Origin of the sequence: Bifidobacterium sp. A11 (assembly GCF_000499185.1) — a bacterium.
GTDB lineage: Bacteria > Actinomycetota > Actinomycetes > Actinomycetales > Bifidobacteriaceae > Bombiscardovia > Bombiscardovia mizhiensis.
This window is the reverse complement of the sequence record NZ_AWUO01000009.1, coordinates 75,819-93,061: the sequence shown is the minus strand read 5'-3', so window position 1 is coordinate 93,061 and position 17,243 is coordinate 75,819. Positions and strand designations below refer to the sequence as shown.

Here is a 17,243-nt window from a genome sequence, read left to right as displayed (position 1 = left end):
TCTGGTACATACCAGATTTTAAAAGGGCCTCGCAGCAATATGTGGATTACTGCGAGGCCCTTTTGTTGACTTGTGCTCAGCGTTCTTTGTCCGTTATTCCTGCACTGTGCGAACTACCCAAGCGGTTGTGTCTTGGGGAAGCGAGCCGTCCTCGGCTAGGTCTCCCGATGTGAGCACAATTCGTCCTTGTGGAAGGGGAGTCGGTGTCTGCGAAAAATTAGTCAGACAGGTCAGTTCCGCAGGTTTGGAATCGACAAGTGCCTTGCGTGTGTAGGAAATCCGGCCGTCTGTGGCAGATAGGGCCGTGACTTCCACGTTGCCTGTGGGGGTCAGCAATGTGGCTCGTAGATTAAGGGCTTTCCTATAGAGGGAGAGCATCGAGGTCTTATTGCTCTCCTCTTGATCAACAGCAAAGTCTTTGAACCAGAGCGGCTGCGGAAGATGGGGGTCGCTGGCTGGCCCTCCATCCTTGGTATGCGAGGGGGAGAACCCGAAGGAGGCCCCTTCTCCAAAGGCAGGATTCCACTTTGCGGGGGCAGGTGTGTCTCCGGCGACCCAGGGCAAGGGGACTCGGCACCCATCACGGCCTTTTTCGGTGTATTTGCCGCGGGTTCGGTGCGCAGTCGGATCCTCCAGACGGTCCCAGGGAATATCAGGAACTTCGAACAGGCCAAGCTCCTCACCCTGATAGATGTATACAGAGCCAGGTAATGCTGCTTCGAGGGCAAATCCTGCGCGTGCCCTGCGCGTGCCCTTGGCCCGGTCCTCGAAATAAGTCTGCCCGTCTCGAAGGATCCAGTCCTTGTCAAGCTGATGATAGGTGGAGCTGTCCACTTGGGGCAGCGCGTATCTGGTAGCTTGTCTGACCACATCGTGGTTGCTCATCACCCATGTTGTGGTCGATCCTGAGTCCTTGGCGGATTGCAGGCCTTCGGCAATGGCGGTGTACAGGGCCTGGCAGTCCCAATTGGCCTTGGCGAACTCGAAGTTGAAGACCTGCCCCAGTTCGTTCTCGGATGCGTACAGATGCTGGTGCTCAGGCACGACCCAGGCTTCTCCGACTGCGAAACGGTGAGGTTCGAATTCGTTGAAGACCTTTCGCCATTCCTTATATATGTCATGTACTTCGGGTCTGTCCCATAGCGGATGCTCATAGTTGTGATAAGTGGACTGTTCCTGGACGGGCCATTTGTCCAGCTCGGACAGAGGGCGGCTGTCCAGATCCTTGGCCAGCCCGTGGGCCACGTCAATTCGAAAACCGTCTGTGCCATGATTGGACCAGAAACGGAATATGTCCTTAAAGGCTTCGTGAACTTCCTTGTTCTTCCAGTTCAGATCAGGCTGCTCTTTGGCGAATATATGCAAGTACCATTCGCCGTCGTCAACCTGCTCCCAGGCAGGCCCTCCGAACAAGGACATCCATCCATTGGGTGGCAGTTCTCCATTCGTACCTCTGCCCCGGCGGAAGATGTATCTGTCTCGTTCGGGGGATCCCGGAGCTGCACGCAGGGCATCCTGGAACCATTCGTGCTTGTTTGACGTGTGATTGGGAACAATGTCCACGATGACCTTGAGCCCTAATGCATGAGCTTTTTCGGTCATTTCGTCGAAATCCGCCATGCTGCCTAGGCGTGGGTCGACATTGCGGTAATCCATGACATCATACCCGCCGTCGGCCAATTCCGATGGGTAGAAGGGTGACAGCCAGATGGCGTCTACGCCCAGGTCTCGCAGATATTCCATTTTTTCGGTCACGCCTCGGATGTCGCCAATGCCGTCGCCATTGACATCCTTGAAACTGCGCGGATATATCTGATATACAACTGCCTGCTTCCACCAATCATCGTTCATGTTGTTGTTGGTCATGCACATCTCCTCCTCGAAACAGGCCGTCTTATTGATCAGCTTTTATGTGACAACGATAGCAAAACCATTGGTCATTAATTTTCGGCTTTCTAACAGCATTCATTAGAGCTTATTTCAGAGCTATGATGAGTCAATGCGAGCTTTGGAAATGTGTAATTGCATACGTTCTCATTACCATCAAATTGATCCGTCTCGGCAATTTAGACGCAATGGGAATAATATTTGCCAGAAGAAGTTGAGTGATGTAGGCTCAAGTTTCGGAGTGGTCATGATGGCTGCTTGCCCGGGCCGACGGGAGCCGGCCATCGGGACCACGAACGAAGCGCGAGCGGAGAACGTGAACGATGAGGTGCAGGGCCAGACCCTGCGCCCCAATTTCATCAGGAGGTAATGAGTATGGCACGTGCAGTTGGCATTGATCTGGGAACCACCAATTCCTGCATTGCAACCCTGGAGGGCGGCGAGCCCACCGTAATCGTCAACGCTGAGGGCGCGCGGACCACGCCATCGGTGGTGGCGTTCAGCAAGTCCGGCGAGATTCTGGTTGGCGAAGTGGCCAAGCGCCAGGCGGTCACCAACGTGGACCGGACCATCAGCTCGGTCAAGCGTCACATGGGCACCGACTGGTCCGTCGAGATCGACGGCAAGAAGTGGACCCCGCAGGAGATTTCGGCCCAGATCCTCATGAAGCTCAAGAGGGATGCCGAGTCCTACCTGGGCGAACCTGTCACCGACGCGGTCATCACCTGCCCTGCCTACTTCAACGACGCTCAGCGCCAGGCCACCAAGGATGCCGGCAAGATCGCCGGCCTGAACGTCCTGCGCATCATCAACGAGCCCACCGCCGCGGCCCTGGCCTACGGCCTGGAGAAGGGCAAGGAAGATGAGCGCATCCTGGTCTTCGATCTGGGCGGCGGCACCTTCGACGTCTCCCTGCTGGAGATCGGCAAGGACGACGACGGCTTCTCCACCATCCAGGTTCAGGCCACCAACGGCGACAACAAGCTGGGCGGCGATGACTGGGATCAGAAGATCATCGACTGGCTGGTCAGCGAGGTCAAGAACAAGTACAACGTGGATCTGTCCAAGGACAAGATCGCCCTGCAGCGGCTCAAGGAAGCTGCTGAGCAGGCCAAGAAGGAGCTGAGCTCCTCCTCGTCCACCAGCATCTCCATGCAGTACCTGGCCATGACCCCCGACGGGACTCCAGTTCACCTGGACGAGACCCTGACCCGGGCGCACTTCGAAGAGATGACCTCTGACCTGCTGGGCCGCTGCCGCACGCCTTTCAACAACGTGCTGCACGATGCCGGCATTTCGGTTCAGGACATCGATCACGTGGTGCTGGTCGGCGGCTCCACCCGTATGCCCGCCGTCAAGGACCTGGTCAAGGAACTGACCGGCGGCAAGGAAGCCAACCAGACCGTCAACCCTGATGAGGTCGTGGCCGTCGGCGCTGCCGTGCAGTCCGGCGTCATCAAGGGCGACCGCAAGGACGTGCTGCTGATCGACGTGACCCCGCTTTCCCTGGGCATCGAGACCAAGGGCGGCATCATGACCAAGCTGATCGACCGCAACACCGCCATCCCGACCAAGCGCTCCGAGGTGTTCTCGACCGCTGAGGACAACCAGCCTTCCGTGCTGATCCAGGTCTACCAGGGCGAGCGCGAATTCGCACGTGACAACAAGCCCCTGGGCACCTTCGAGCTGACGGGCATCGCTCCGGCTCCGCGCGGCGTTCCTCAGATCGAGGTCACCTTCGACATCGACGCCAACGGCATCGTGCACGTCTCCGCCAAGGACAAGGGCACCGGCAAGGAGCAGTCCATGACCATCACCGGCGGTTCCGCCCTGCCCAAGGACGAGATCGACCGCATGGTCAAGGAGGCCGAGGCTCACGAGGCCGAGGACAAGCAGCGTCGTGAGGACGCAGACACCCGCAATGCCGCCGAGTCCGCCGCCTACCAGACCGAGAAGCTGGTCAACGACAACAAGGACAAGATCTCCGACGAGGTGGCCAAGGAGGTCACCGACAAGGTCAACGCTCTGAAAGAGGCTCTGAAGGGCGAGGACATGGACAAGATCAAGAACGCCCAGAGCGAGCTGATGACCTCTGCCCAGAAGATCGGCCAGGCCCTCTACGCCCAGCAAGGCTCCGCTGACGGTGCAGGCGCCCAGGGCGCTGCAGGTGCCGCCGGTGCTGCCTCGGGTGCAGGCTCCTCCTCGTCCGCCGATGACGACGTGGTGGATGCCGAGGTCGTGGACGACGACGACAAGAAGAAGGACGGCGAGTGACATGTCGGCCTTCGACAAGGATGATGCCGGGCCGCTGAAGGGCGACCCGGCCGCCGCCGGCGAACCGGATGGGAACGAGGCCAAGGCCTCTGACGCCGCTTCGACACCCGATCAGGAAGCGGCGCGCGGCCGTCATGCCGGCGAGAGCGCTGCAGACGAGAGCCAGGCGGCTGGCCAGTCCTCGTCGGATTCCTCCGTCAAGGACGCGTCGTCAGCGGATGCTCAGGCTGATGACAAGACTGATGCTGACTCGGCCAAGGAGGAGAGCGCCGACAAGGGATCAGATGGGCTGACTCCTCTGGGTCAGGCCAAGAAGGAGGCCGCCGATTACCTGGAGGCTCTCCAGCGCGAGCGGGCCGAGTTCGTCAACTTCCGCAACCGCGCCAAGAAAGAGCAGGACATCTTCCGCCAGCACGGCATCGTGGATGTGCTGACCGCCCTTCTTCCGGCCCTTGATGACATTGACCGGATCAAGGAGCACGGGCAGATGGACGACTCCTTCCAGGCCGTAGCCAAGAAGATCGACAAGACCTTCGAGAAATTCGGCGTCGAGAAGTTCGGTGAAAAAGGCGAGGACTTCGACCCCACCAAGCATGAGGCCATCCTGCACAAGCCGGATCCCAAGGCCGAGAAAGAGACCGTTGACACGGTCGTTGAGGCAGGCTATCGGATCGGTGACCGGGTGATTCGTGCTGCCAGGGTAGTGGTGACTTCGCCCGGGCAGTAGCAGGGACGGTGATTGCGGACCTTCCGCAGGCTGAATAGACGCCTTCGCACGCGGCGGCTGGTGGGTTATGGCCCTGCCCGCCGCCGCACGCGAAAGGGCGGATTCCAATTCGATATATTCGTAGCTTATGAGGAAAGGAGACATGGATGGCTGAGAATGAATGGCTGAGCAAGGACTATTACAAGGTCCTTGGTGTCTCCAAGGACGCCAGCGAAGCGGAGATCACCAAGGCCTACCGCAAGCTTGCCCGCAAATACCATCCCGATCTCAATAAGACCAAGGAGGCTGAGGAGAAGTTCAAGGACATCTCCGAGGCCTACGACGTGCTCAGCAACAAGGAGCAACGTCAGAAGTACGACGCCATCCGCCAGTTCGGCATGGGGGGAGCCCGGTTCGCCGGGGGTTCCGGCCAGGGCGGCTTCAACACCGATGCCTTCTCGGACATCTTCGGCTCCATGTTCGGTGGGGCTGGAGCGCCTGGAGGCACCCGTATCCGTTTCGGCGACGGTTCGGGGCAGCCGGACTTCGCTGACATCTTCTCCTCCTTCGGCGGGGGTGCCGGCGGTGGCGGCCGGACCGCCTACCAGGAGAGCAGGCCCAGGCCAGTCAAGGGCGAGGATCGCAATTCGCGCATCGGCCTGTCCTTCCGTCAGGCGGTCAAGGGGGCTACGGTCTCCCTAAGCGTGGGCGGCAAGCGCTTCAAGACGCATATCCCTGCTGGGGTTCGCAATGGCCAGCGGATCAGGTTGGCTGGCAAGGGTCGGCCCGGCAGGGACGGGGGCGCCAATGGCGACCTCTACCTGCAGATCAGCGTCCAGCCCAGCCAGCGGTTCACCATGAAGGACAGGGATCTGGTCATGACCCTGCCGGTAACGGTATCCGAGGCTGCCCTGGGGGCCAAGGTCCAGGCCCGGGACATCGACGACCAGGTCGTCACCTTCAAGATCCCGGCCGGCTCCTCCAGCGGCGACGAGATCCGCATCGCCGGCAAGGGGGTACAAGACCGGCGCGGCAAGGGCGACCTGGTGGGGCGGCTTGAGATCCGCATGCCTGGTCGGTTGGGCATGGCCCAGAAGAAGGCCATGCGTGACTTTGCCAAGTCCAGCGGTGATTTCGACGAGCGGATCGCCGGTGAGCGCATGAAGATATGACGATCCCGATGCAGGATCAGGTTGGAACGAACAGCGGAGAGGAGTGATGATCATGGTCAGGGTGGATCCCGAGACCAGGCGGATCTATCTGGCCTGCGCTCGCGGTTTGGTGGCCGGGCGCATCAGTCTGGATGCTGCCGATGATGCTGGCTTGGACATCGAGCTGCCGGTCTTCAGCGTCGGCCAGGTCGGGCAGTTGGCCAACATCCATCCGCAGACCCTGCGCCAATACGACCGGCTGGGTCTGATCGTGCCGGAACGGACCGAGGGTGGTGCACGCCGATACTCCCTGCGGGATCTGGACCGGCTGGGTCAGGCTCAGCATTTGAGCCAGGACGAGTCCATCAACCTGGCCGGGGTGACCAGGATCCTGGCCCTAGCCGAGGAGAATCGTCAGCTGAGGCGCCAGCTGCGCCGCTCCCACCAGTCACAGGGATCCAGCATGTTCGCCGCCGCTGCCGACGGCCGGGTCGTCGAGGTCAGGCGGTCCAGCAGGGCCCGGCTCTGGCGGCAGGACACGACGCATGACGAGGCCGATCCGACTGAGTCCAAATCGCTGATCGTCTGGAGCGTACGCTCCTGAAGCAGGTGAGGGGCCTGTGCTATGGTGTACAGGTTGGCCGCTAGCCCAAGAGCTGCGGCTGATCGTCGCCTGAATGCTTTGAGTACGGGGAAACCGCTTGCGCGAAATTCGTCATTCTCTGCTTTGCACGCGGCCTGCGAACTGTCGACCGACAGTACCGTTTTCTTCCCTGTTGTGAAAGGTCATTGTGACTGCTTCATCCATGCCCGATTCCAATTCGTCCAATTCCGACAATTCTGCTGTAGAACCTATGGCTTTTGACCAGCTGGGGGTGCCTGAACCCTTGGTCCGCGTCCTGCGCAAGGACGGCAAGACCAGCGCTTTCCCCATCCAACGGGATACCCTGCCTGATGCCCTGGCCGGCCGTGACATCCTGGGCCGGGGGCGGACTGGTTCCGGCAAGACCCTGGCTTTCAGCATCCCCCTGGTGGCTCGACTGGCTGCCGATGAGGAAGGACGGGTTCGCCACGGCCGGGGGGGTGCCGCCGGATCAGGCAGCATGCCCCGTCCGCGCGGCCTTGTTCTGGCTCCCACCCGCGAGCTGGCCAATCAGATCGACGAGGTTCTCAACCCCCTGGCCCAGGCCTACGGCATGCGAACTTGCACCGTCTACGGCGGCGTTGGCCAGGGCCGTCAGGTCGATGCCCTTCGGCGCGGGGCCAAGATTGTGGTGGCCTGCCCTGGTCGCTTGGAGGATCTGCTCCGTCAGCACAAGCTCAGCCTGGAGGACGTGGAGATCGCCGTGCTGGACGAGGCCGACGAGATGGCTGACATGGGCTTCCTGCCTGCCGTGGAGCGGATCCTGGCCCAGGTTCGCCCCGGCGGTCAGCGCATGCTTTTCTCGGCCACCCTTGACCACGGTGTGGATGCCGTGGTCAAGCGTTTCCTCAAGGACCCCAAGATTCACGAGGTGGACTCGGCAACCCAGCATGTGGATCTGATGACCCACCACATCTTCCGCACCACCCAGGCCGCCAAGCATGATCTCGTGCGCAAGCTGGCTTCAGGCACCGGACGTCGTATTCTCTTCACCCGGACCAAGTTCCAGGCCAAGAAGCTGGCCAAGAACCTGATTGACAACGGCATACCGGCCGCACAGCTGCATGGCAACCTTTCTCAGAACCAGCGCGATCGCAACCTAGGGGCTTTCTCACGGGGCGAGGTGAAGGTCCTGGTGGCTACCGACGTGGCCGCCCGCGGCGTGGACATCAGTGACGTAGACCTTGTGGTTCAGGTGGATCCGCCGGCCGATTCCAAGTCCTTCTTGCATCGGTCAGGGCGTACGGCCCGGGCCGGCCGTTCCGGCGACGTGGTCACCTTGGTCCTGCCCGACCAGTGGCGCGACACCAGGCGGATGCTGCGCATGGCCCATATCGATGCCAAGCCGGTTCAGGTGACCGCCGATTCGCCTGAGGTTACCGAACTTGTAGGACCCGTGGCCAAGCCGGTGCAAGGCTGGTCCTTGCAGGCCGAGCAGCCGCAGGCCTCAGGCGGCCGGTCTGCCCGTGGAGGCCGTAGCGGCCGAAGCGGACATCGGGATCGTCGGCCTTACCGTTCCCGGAGGTCAAGTGACCGACCGGCACTCGATCATGAGGATGGTCCCTTGGACGGCCGGACCAGAGGCCATCGTCATTCCGGCAGCAGCGAGCGGACCCGTGGTCACGACCATGGCCGTGGCAGCGGCCGCGCTGGCTCTCGTTTTGACGCGGACCGTCGTGGGTTCCGCCGCGGTCATCGTCGTCATCGTCGCGATGGCAACCCCTTCCGCTCTGCCTCCAAGCGTTGATCCGCTGATGGGCGTATTTCAGTAATGCGCCCATCGTGGTTGTCGGTTTCGCTGAAGCTTTTCTCTGAGCGTTTGACGAGGAATCGCAATCCAATCCGGCCCTGGCTACGTGCCAGGGTTCTTGCTTATAAAGCTGCCTGATGCCGCTATGCATCGACCTGCCTGATTGATCCTGGCAGAAGAGCGATAGCGATGCAGTGAAAGAAAAACGGCATAGGAAAAGAAGAAAAAGTATCTCGACACTGTGGAGCTGAGGGTAGTCGAAACCCCGACCTCTTCGATGCGAACGAAGCGCTCTACCAACTGAGCTACAGCCCCATTCGTTGCCCGACCGTAGCCGAACAACAGAAGCTTACTTTAGCGCGTGCCCTGGCCAAACGCAAAATATCCCAGATCAAGCATCAGTCCGCCTTGGCGCTGGTTTTTTCGGCGGAAGCCTTCTTGCGGCCGAACTTTGCCTTGAGCAGGCCGATGACCGTGGGCAGGACCGAGATGACCAGGATCAGGATGATGACCAGCTCGAAATGCTGCTGGACTGCGGGGATGCCGCCGAAGAAATAGCCCAGAAGGGTGAAGAGGCTTGACCATACCAAGCCGCCTAGGACACTGAAGGGGGTGAAGCGTCGCCAGCGCATTCCGGAAATGCCTGATATGAAGGGCATGAAGGTTCTGATGAAGGGGAGGAAGCGTCCCAGGACCACGGCCAGGGGGCCCCACTTGTCGATCAGGCCCTCGGTCTTGGCGATTCGTTCGGGGGTCAGTGACTTCACGCGTCCCGAACGGACGATGGCCCGTCCGAAGAAGTGCCCGATGAAGTAGTTGCTCTGGTCGCCCAGGATGGGGGCCAGCCAGACGACGGGCAGGAGCACGTCCAAGGCCATGCCGCTGGATGGGTCATGGGCGAAGACGCCGGCGGCGAAGAGCAGGGAGTCGCCCGGCAGGAAGGGCATGAAGACCACGCCTGTCTCGATGAAGATGATCAGGAAGATGAACCCGTAGGTCGGCACCAGCCCCATGGCGATCCAGCTCGCGATGGCGCTGCGCGGATCCTTGAGCAGGTGTATCAGCCAGTTGACGAACCCCATGAATCGCGTTCCATTCCGTCGATGTGTGCTTTTCCAGAACCGAGACACACTTTAACAAGCTGGCCTTGGCACCCGGTACTCCCCGGTCTGATTCCTTGCGAGGACAACACAACCCATCGTTGCCGGACTTATCGGCTGTCGGCCACGGTCCTGTCGTCGGTCCTCCTGTGCGAAGATAGGCAGGAAGGGTCACACAATTGAGGAGTGGACATATGGTCAATGACGAACGGCTCGCCTTCCCTGAGGACTTCACCTGGGGCACGGCAACGGCATCCTTCCAGGTAGAGGGTGCGGCGCATGAGGACGGCAGGGGGGACTCCATCTGGGACGTCTACTGCAGGCAGCCAGGAAGGATAGCGGATGGATCCAATGGCGATGTCGCCTGTGATCAGTACCACCGCTACCCAGAGGACATTGCGCTGATGAAGCAGATGGGGGTGGGGGCCTACCGGCTGTCTGTAGCCTGGTCTCGTATTGTGCCCCAGGCAGGCGGTGCCATCAACCAGGCTGGCTTGGATCACTACCGGCGGGTGCTGGACATGCTGCTGGAAAACGGCATCAAGCCTGTAGTCACCCTCTACCACTGGGATCTGCCTCAGTACCTGCAGGAGGCTGGAGGCTGGGCCAACCGCGACACCGCCCAACGATATGCCGACTATGCAGCCGTCCTGGCCAAGGCTCTGGGCGATCGGGTGCAGACTTGGACAACCCTGAACGAACCTTGGTGCTCGGCCTATCTGGGCTATGGCGATGGCGGCCATGCTCCAGGCATCCGCGACTACGGGCAGGCTCTGGCAGCGGTCCATCATCTGAATCTTGCTCACGGTCTGGGAGCCCAGGCCATCCGTGCCGAGCTGGGTGACAGGGCGCGCATATCGGTGACCCTGAACCTGCAGGTCAACCGGGCCGATAGCGACGATCCGGCGGATCTGGCGGCCAAGACCCGGGCAGACCTGTTCGCCAACGAGGTATGGCTGGGCCCCATGCTGGCCGGAACCTATGACCAACGCATCCATGATGCCGCTGAGGGTATCACTGACTGGAGCTTCGTTCGTGACGGCGATCTGGAACAGATCCATCAGCCCTTGGACGTGCTGGGCATCAACTACTACTCGACCAACCACGTGCGGGGTCGAAGCGGCGCTGGTTCCGAGCGCAACCCCATGCCCGCCCAGGAGATGGTCGAGACTCTGCCTCCTCAGGGGCCGTTGACCGCCATGGGCTGGAACCAGGAGCCTCAGGGGCTGACCGATCTGCTCATGGAGGTCTCCGGCCGTTTCCCCAAACTGGATCTTATGATCACTGAGAACGGATCTGCCTGGGAGGACCAGGTCAGCATGGATCCATCCTTCCCCGGCGGCAAAGGGGTGCACGATCCCCAGCGGGTGGCCTATCTGGAGGAGCACCTGCGTGCCGTGGCCCGGGCCATCCATGAAGGAGCCCGGGTGACCGGTTACTTCGCTTGGTCCCTGCTGGATAACTTTGAGTGGGCCTTGGGCTACACCAAGCGCTTTGGGCTGATCAGGGTCGACTATGACACCCAGGAGAGGATCTGGAAGGATTCCGGTCTGCGGTACGCGCAGATCATCCATGATCATGCAGTCTGAGCACGACGGCACACAAACGTTGCTGCAAGGCGGTCGGGCATCCCTGTCCGGCCGCCTCCTTTGTCCTAGATCCAGCTGGACAGCCACATGTGCATGCGCCAGAAGTCATAGGGGATGGGCATGGCGGTCCACAGCGGATAGAAGAAGACCGAGGTCAGGCCTAGCAGGGTCAGGCCCATGATCATGGTCTGCCGGTAGAGGATGCTGTCCGAATTCTGCCGTAGCCAGTTGACCACATAGCAGATTGCCAGGATCATCCAGGGCAGGATGACGATGGAATAGAAGGTGAAGGTGGTCCGGTTCATGTATTGGATCCAGGGCAGCCAGCCGGCCAGCATGCCTGCCAAGACCCCCCAGATCCGCCAATCTCCGTGCTTGGCCACGACGGCGATGACGATGGCCAGAACCATGCAGATACTGCCCAACCACCAGGTCAGGGGATTGCCCAAGGATGTGACGGCGGCCACGCAGGGGGAGTCCTTGGCCAGTCCGCACAAGCCGGGGAAGCCTGTGATCTTCTGCCAGTAGAAGCTGGTGGGCCTGATCTGCAAGGGCCACGTCAGGGGGTTGGCCATGTATGGGTGTCGGGTATGCAGGGTGGTGTGGAAGTGCCACATCTGCCGGTGGTATTCAGCCAGGGACCGCAACCCCTCCGGCAGCCAGGTCAGACCCTGGCCAGGGTGCTGGGCCGCCCAGCTGTGCATGAAGGAATCCCCGTGCAGGAACCATCCCGTCCAGGAGGCCAGATAGGTGCCCGCCCAGACGGGGATCATAAGCAGGGCCGCCGGCAGCCCGTCCCTGAACACGGCGCTCTGCAGCCAGGATCCGTATCCTGTCTGATGGCGTTCCCAGCCATCCCAGAGCACTGAGATCAGGGCGAAGACGGCGAAGAAGTAGGCGCCTGACCACTTGGTGCCGGTGGCCAGGCCCAGGAGCAGGGCGGCTCCTGTCCGCCACCAGGACCAGGCGATGAAGGGGCCGGTAGTGGCCACGGGCAGTTCGACACGGCTTTGCCGTCCTTGCTGTCCCTGTGACTGAATGACCTTCACCCGGTAGTGCAGGCGGAAATCAGCCTGATCCTTGGCCCACGATTGTCGCAGCCTGGTCCGAGCCCAGTCCCGGTGGCCCATCAGGCACAGCCAGGCTCCCAGGACGAAGATCATGACGAAGTTGTCCAGCAGGCCGGTTCGGCTCATAACGATGCCCAGACCATCGATAGCCATGAGGAAGCCGGCTGTCAGGGCGATGGGCAGGTTATGGAAGAGGCGCAGGGCTACTCGGCAGAGCAGCAGGATGGCGATGGTGCCCGCCAGGGCAGTGGCCGCTCGCCAGGCGAAGGGATTCCCGGCTCCGCCGAACAGTTTAAGGCCCAAGGCGATGCACCACTTGCCCACCGGCGGGTGAACCACGTATTCGGCCTGGGGCAGCCAGTCGCTGGTATGCCCCTGGGCAAAGATCTGGTCGATGGGAAGGTCAAGGGGGCCGGCTTTTTTGGGCCAGTTGCGCGGCTCGCCGGTCATCAGCATGGTCCAGGCGTCTTTGACGTAATAGGTCTCGTCGAAGACGATGGCCCGAGGGCTGCCCAGCCGTACAAACCGCAGAAGCCCGCCCAGAAGCGCCATGAGTATGCAGGCCAGCCAGCTGCTCTGCCGCCGGGAGAGCCGGGGTATCGAGATCCCTCGTTTGGTGTGGTGACCCTTGGGCTTGCTGAAGATGGACAGCATGGCAGGGCGACCGGACCGGTGGGCGGCGTGCCTGCCGTGTCTGGAGGAGCGATGCTGCGAAGAAAGCCCTGCCAAAGATGTCATCACCCCTAGATTAGGCCATACTGAAGGCATGAGCAGCATGAACGGCCGGAGTGATGGACATATACAGGGTGGAGAAAGCAGTGCAGGGTCGCATTCACCCAGTGTTTCACGTGGAACAGTGGTGCTGGCGGCCACGCCTATAGGCAATGTCGCCGATGCCTCGACACGCTTGGTGGAGCTCCTGCAGTCGGCGGACCTGGTGGCAGCAGAGGACACGCGGCGGCTCTATGATCTGGCCAATCGTTTGGGGGTGCGCGTAGGCGGCAGGGTGGTGGCCTATCACGATCATAACGAGCGGCGGATGGCCGATCCCATCCTGGATCAGGTTTGTGACGGAGCCTGCGCGCTGGTGGTCTCAGATGCAGGCATGCCCACTATCAACGATCCGGGCATGGCCATCGTCAGGCAGGCCATTGAGCGAGGCATACCGGTCACCTGTGCCCCTGGCCCCAGCGCCGTGCTGGATGCCCTGGCCCTCTCTGGTCTGCCGACCGACCGCTTCTGCTATGAGGGGTTTCTCCCCCGCCGGCACCAGGAGCGGTTGCGGCATCTGCGCACCCTGCGCAGCGAGGAGCGGACCATGGTCTTCTACGAGACGCCCCACCGCATTGATCAGGCTATGCAGGACCTTCAGGAGGTCTTCGGCCCCGACCGGCTCATGGCCCTCTGTCGGGAGCTGACCAAGGAACATGAACAGATTAGGCGGGGCACAGTCGGTGAAATTGTGCGTTCCCTCCAGGAGGACCCTCCCCGAGGAGAGATGGTCCTGGTCGTGGCTGGTGCATCCGCCTTGGAGGCCAGGCGCAACGATCCTGAAGCCATGGATGATCGGAGGCTGGCGGTTCTGGCACGTGATCTGGCTCGCACCGAGGGCTTGCGGCTCAAGGAGGCCATCGCCCGGGTAACTGCCGAACACCCCCTGGCTGATGGCAGCCTGCCCAATCGCAAGCGGATCTATGCCTTGGCTGTTCAAGAGGATAAGGGGGACTGATGTCCATTGCCCTCATCCAGCAGTACCTCCAGTGCTCTGCGCACACCGGGCCCGCCCAACTGGGAGACGGTCTCCAGCAGTGCTGGTGAGGCGGCGGGATTGGCCACCAGCCACCGGCGCAGCTGAGGCTCCTCTCGGGCGATGGCCCAGAGGATGCTCGGGTCGGTCGCTGGGTCTGTGGCCATCAGTGCGGTGGGCACCAGGGGAGGCTCTGGTGGCGGGGCGCGCATCTCGGCCGTCGGTTGGATGCTACGGGGATCGTCTTGGCCCAAACCGTCTTCTGCCAAGGATCGCGACCGGCTGCTGATGGCAGTCATGAGCCGGGACATGCGTTCAGTGGCGGAGGATCCACGATGGCCATGTGCACCTCGGCCACCCATCATTGGCAGACTCATAGGATCGCCTTGAGCCTTCTTATGGTCTCCAGCCCTTGAGCGTGGCCTGGCCAGCGGGGGTTGGAGGACAGAAGCGCCTCGCAGGATCCGCAGCTGACCTGATATCGCTCCATGAGCTCATGCAGGACCGCCATGGTCTCTTCTCCGTTGCACCGGCCCGAGGGATCGCAGGCCAGATCGCAGGCCGTCCAGAGCGGTGAAGTCACCCAGAGTTTCCCCAGCTTCATTAGATAGCGGGCATCCAGCTGTCGCTGGTGGGGATGCAGAGGTCTGCCGTGAACCGGCGTGCGGAAGTGGGAGTTGGAGATGATGTCCAGTGTATCGGGGAAACGGCCGTTGATCCATATCCAGAGCGCCAGTCCGCCGCATGCTGCTGCGCCATAAGGCACCATGGGCATGACGATGGAGGCGCGGCCGTAGAGGCCATCCGCCTGTTCGTTCAGGTAGCAGCAGGATCGGTCCAGACAGGTTACGATCCCCTCATTCACCAACAGGCTGAGGCTGAGCGGACCGGGCAGATCGCCGGTTTGGATCAGACTGGGCAGCGGTTTGGGTTCGGGGGTCAGGGCCCCAAGTTCGGTCGTAGGAGGACGGCCGCGGGTGCGCATCGGCGCTGCTCCGGCTGGTGGTCCGGGCCACTGTTGAGCGGTATCGGCGAGTGGTGCTCGGCCTGGCGGCTTTGTTGTAGCTCTGAGGGTGCGGCTGGCGCCATGGGCAGTGGTAGGCGTCCACGTCACTCCCCCGAGGACGTGTTCTCGATTCATGGTTCGACTGTAAATGGCTGGTTCCGGGTTTATCTGGGGGAAGGCCAAATTTGTGCACTTGTGGATAATCTGCTTGCTGGATGGCAGTCCTGTGGACGGGCGGGGGGATTGTAGGCCTGAGCCGATAATCTTGCTGGTATGAGTCATATCCTTGTTTCCGTCGCCTGGCCCTACGCGAATGGGCCCCGTCACATCGGCCATGTCGCTGGGTTCGGCGTTCCCTCGGACGTCTATGCACGCTACGAACGCATGAAGGGCAATGATGTCCTCATGGTTTCGGGGACTGATGAGCACGGCACCCCCATCTTGGTGGAGGCTGACGCCGAGGGTGTGGGCCCCCAGGAGATCGCCGACCGCTACAACCGTGTCATTGTCAAGGATCTGTGCGATCTGGGGCTCAGCTATGACCTCTTTACCAGGACCACGACCGGCAATCACGAGAAGGTGGTACAGGAACTCTTCCGCCAGTGCCGGGCCAACGGCTACATCTATGAGGGCCAGCAGAAGGTGGCCATATCGCCCTCCACGGGGCGGACCCTGCCCGATCGCTACATCGAGGGGACCTGCCCTATCTGCGGTTACGACGGCGCTCGCGGCGACCAGTGCGACAACTGCGGCAACGAGCTGGACCCGGACGAGCTGATCAACCCTGTGTCCAAGATCAATGGGGAGACTCCCCGATTCGAGGAGTCAAAGCACTTCTTCCTGGATCTGCCCGCCCTGGCCGAGGCCAACCTGGCCTGGCTGAAGACCCGGAAGGGTTGGCGCAGCAACGTGCTCAACTTCTCCCTGGGACTCTTCAAGGAGGTCAAGCCACGAGCCATCACCCGCGACATCGACTGGGGCATTCCCGTGCCTGTGGACGGATGGGTCGACGACCCCAACAAGAAGCTCTACGTCTGGTTCGACGCCGTCATTGGCTACCTGTCGGCATCCATCGAATGGGCCCGCCGTCAGGGCGACCCCGAGGCCTGGCGCAAATGGTGGAATGACCCCAAGGCCCTGGGCTACTACTTCATGGGCAAGGACAACATCACCTTCCACTCGCAGATCTGGCCCTCGGAGATTCTGGCATACAACGGCAAGGGGTCCAAGGGCGGACAGCCGGGACCTTACGGCGAGCTCAACCTGCCTGAGCAGGTGGTGGCCAGCGAGTTCATGACTATGGAGGGCAAGAAGTTCAGCTCCTCCAGGGGCATCGTCATCTACGTCAAGGACATCCTGGCACGCTACCCAGTCGATGCAGTCCGCTACTACATCTCCATCGCCGGACCGGAAACTTCGGACTCTGACTTCACCTGGGCGGAGTTCGTCCGGCACAACAACGAGGAGCTGGCCGCCTCCTGGGGCAACCTGGTCAACCGTGTGGCCAACCTGCTCAACAAGGACTTCGGTAGTATCCCCCGAATCGAGGAGGACTGGCTGACCGAGGAGGATCGTGCCCTGCTGGATCGCAGCCTGCAGGCCTTCGACACTGTGGGCTCCCTGATCGAACACCATCGTCAAAAGGCCGCCCTGGTCGAGGCCATGGCTCTGGTGGGCGACATCAACAAGTACATCTCCGCCCAGGAGCCTTGGAAGATCAAGGACGACCGGAATCGTCTGGCTGCCGTCCTGCACACCGCAGCCCAGGCGGTGCTGGATGCCAACATCATGCTGGCTCCCTTCCTGCCACATGCCTCACAGCGGGTCTGGGAGACCATGGGCGGCAAGGGCACTTTCTCGCCCCTGCCCCGTATCGAGGAGGTTGACGACCTGGATCGGTCCGACTTCCACTATCCCATCATCACCGGTGACTACCGGCTGGGGGAGACGGTCCATCCTTGGGCGCGCGAGCCTCTCAGGGACGGCACCCCAATCGATCGGCCCACACCCGTCTTCCCGCGCATTCCCAAGGAGGCCGTGCAGGAGGAACTGGATCGCTTCCAGGAGGAGCTGGACCGTCGCAAGGCCAAGGAGCGCGCCCGTTTCGAGGCGGAACAGGCCAAGCTGGGCGACCAGGGCAAGTGACGGTCGACGCGCCCGGGACGGTATTCGTGATTCACAGAGAACTTTGAGGTTTTCGGGCACTTCCTCCAAGGTAGCGCTGGTTATATTTGTTCTGTCGGTTGAAGTACTGGCCGATGGGGGTCATGCGGCCCCGATAACTGAACCCCTTCTTCTCTCTCTTCTCGCCCGGCGGTTC

At 61.6% G+C, this 17,243-nt stretch carries 12 protein-coding genes, 1 tRNA gene and 1 pseudogene; 8 read left to right on the top strand and 6 right to left on the bottom strand.

All coding sequences use genetic code 11. From position 1 onward, the window contains the following. Positions 1-93: 93 nt before the first annotated feature. On the bottom strand, positions 94-1,866 hold the full coding sequence (locus P273_RS0107375) for a glycoside hydrolase family 13 protein (RefSeq protein ID WP_024627813.1): 1,773 nt from the start codon (positions 1,864-1,866) through the stop codon (positions 94-96). A gap of 396 nt (positions 1,867-2,262) precedes the next feature. Here P273_RS0107375 and dnaK point away from each other — a divergent pair, with 396 nt between their 5' ends. The 5 genes and pseudogenes from dnaK to P273_RS0107345 all read left to right on the top strand — a co-directional run. Then, on the top strand, positions 2,263-4,161 hold the full coding sequence (dnaK, locus tag P273_RS0107365) for a molecular chaperone DnaK (RefSeq protein ID WP_024627812.1): 1,899 nt from the start codon (positions 2,263-2,265) through the stop codon (positions 4,159-4,161). A gap of 1 nt (position 4,162) precedes the next feature. Then, entirely contained in the window at positions 4,163-4,888 is a 726-nt protein-coding gene (grpE, locus tag P273_RS0107360; protein WP_024627811.1) for a nucleotide exchange factor GrpE, read from the top strand. Between the two features lie 146 nt (positions 4,889-5,034). Further along, complete coding sequence (locus P273_RS0107355) at positions 5,035-6,039, top strand: DnaJ C-terminal domain-containing protein (protein ID WP_024627810.1); 1,005 nt, start codon at positions 5,035-5,037, stop codon at positions 6,037-6,039. A gap of 52 nt (positions 6,040-6,091) precedes the next feature. Further along, complete coding sequence (locus tag P273_RS0107350) at positions 6,092-6,622, top strand: heat shock protein transcriptional repressor HspR (RefSeq protein WP_024627809.1); 531 nt, start codon at positions 6,092-6,094, stop codon at positions 6,620-6,622. A gap of 202 nt (positions 6,623-6,824) precedes the next feature. After that, a pseudogene (locus tag P273_RS0107345) lies at positions 6,825-8,345 on the top strand (DEAD/DEAH box helicase); the annotation flags it as partial. 308 nt (positions 8,346-8,653) lie between these two features. On the opposite strand, the gene P273_RS0107340 reads toward P273_RS0107345, so the two are convergent. Further along, positions 8,654-8,726 (bottom strand) — tRNA-Ala (locus P273_RS0107340). A gap of 83 nt (positions 8,727-8,809) precedes the next feature. Continuing rightward, positions 8,810-9,493: a VTT domain-containing protein gene (locus tag P273_RS0107335; RefSeq protein ID WP_024627807.1), complete on the bottom strand. Its 684-nt coding sequence runs from the start codon at positions 9,491-9,493 to the stop codon at positions 8,810-8,812. A gap of 212 nt (positions 9,494-9,705) precedes the next feature. Here P273_RS0107335 and P273_RS0107330 point away from each other — a divergent pair, with 212 nt between their 5' ends. Beyond that, the gene (locus P273_RS0107330) at positions 9,706-11,100 is read left to right on the top strand and encodes a GH1 family beta-glucosidase (protein ID WP_024627806.1); all 1,395 of its coding nucleotides are present in this window, start codon (positions 9,706-9,708) and stop codon (positions 11,098-11,100) included. Positions 11,101-11,165: 65 nt separating this feature from the next. Here P273_RS0107330 and P273_RS0107325 read toward each other — a convergent pair whose 3' ends face one another. Next, a complete protein-coding gene (locus P273_RS0107325) occupies positions 11,166-12,722 on the bottom strand; it encodes a dolichyl-phosphate-mannose--protein mannosyltransferase (RefSeq protein ID WP_034524974.1) in 1,557 nt (518 codons plus the stop codon). A gap of 223 nt (positions 12,723-12,945) precedes the next feature. Between P273_RS0107325 and rsmI the strand changes: the two genes are divergently transcribed. Beyond that, positions 12,946-13,899, top strand: coding sequence for a 16S rRNA (cytidine(1402)-2'-O)-methyltransferase (gene rsmI / locus P273_RS0107320; protein ID WP_155804726.1), 954 nt, complete (start codon positions 12,946-12,948; stop codon positions 13,897-13,899). Here rsmI and P273_RS10170 read toward each other — a convergent pair. Together P273_RS10170 and P273_RS0107310 are read right to left on the bottom strand one after the other, a co-directional pair. After that, positions 13,878-14,294, bottom strand: coding sequence for a hypothetical protein (locus P273_RS10170; RefSeq protein ID WP_024627803.1), 417 nt, complete (start codon positions 14,292-14,294; stop codon positions 13,878-13,880). The genes rsmI and P273_RS10170 overlap by 22 nt on opposite strands. Further along, positions 14,291-14,902, bottom strand: a complete 612-nt coding sequence (locus P273_RS0107310; RefSeq protein WP_024627802.1) for a hypothetical protein — start codon at positions 14,900-14,902, stop codon at positions 14,291-14,293. The genes P273_RS10170 and P273_RS0107310 overlap by 4 nt, the downstream gene beginning before the upstream one ends. 294 nt (positions 14,903-15,196) lie before the next feature. Here P273_RS0107310 and metG point away from each other — a divergent pair, with 294 nt between their 5' ends. Beyond that, positions 15,197-17,068, top strand: a complete 1,872-nt coding sequence (gene metG, locus P273_RS0107305) for a methionine--tRNA ligase (RefSeq protein WP_024627801.1) — start codon at positions 15,197-15,199, stop codon at positions 17,066-17,068. Positions 17,069-17,243: the final 175 nt, after the last annotated feature.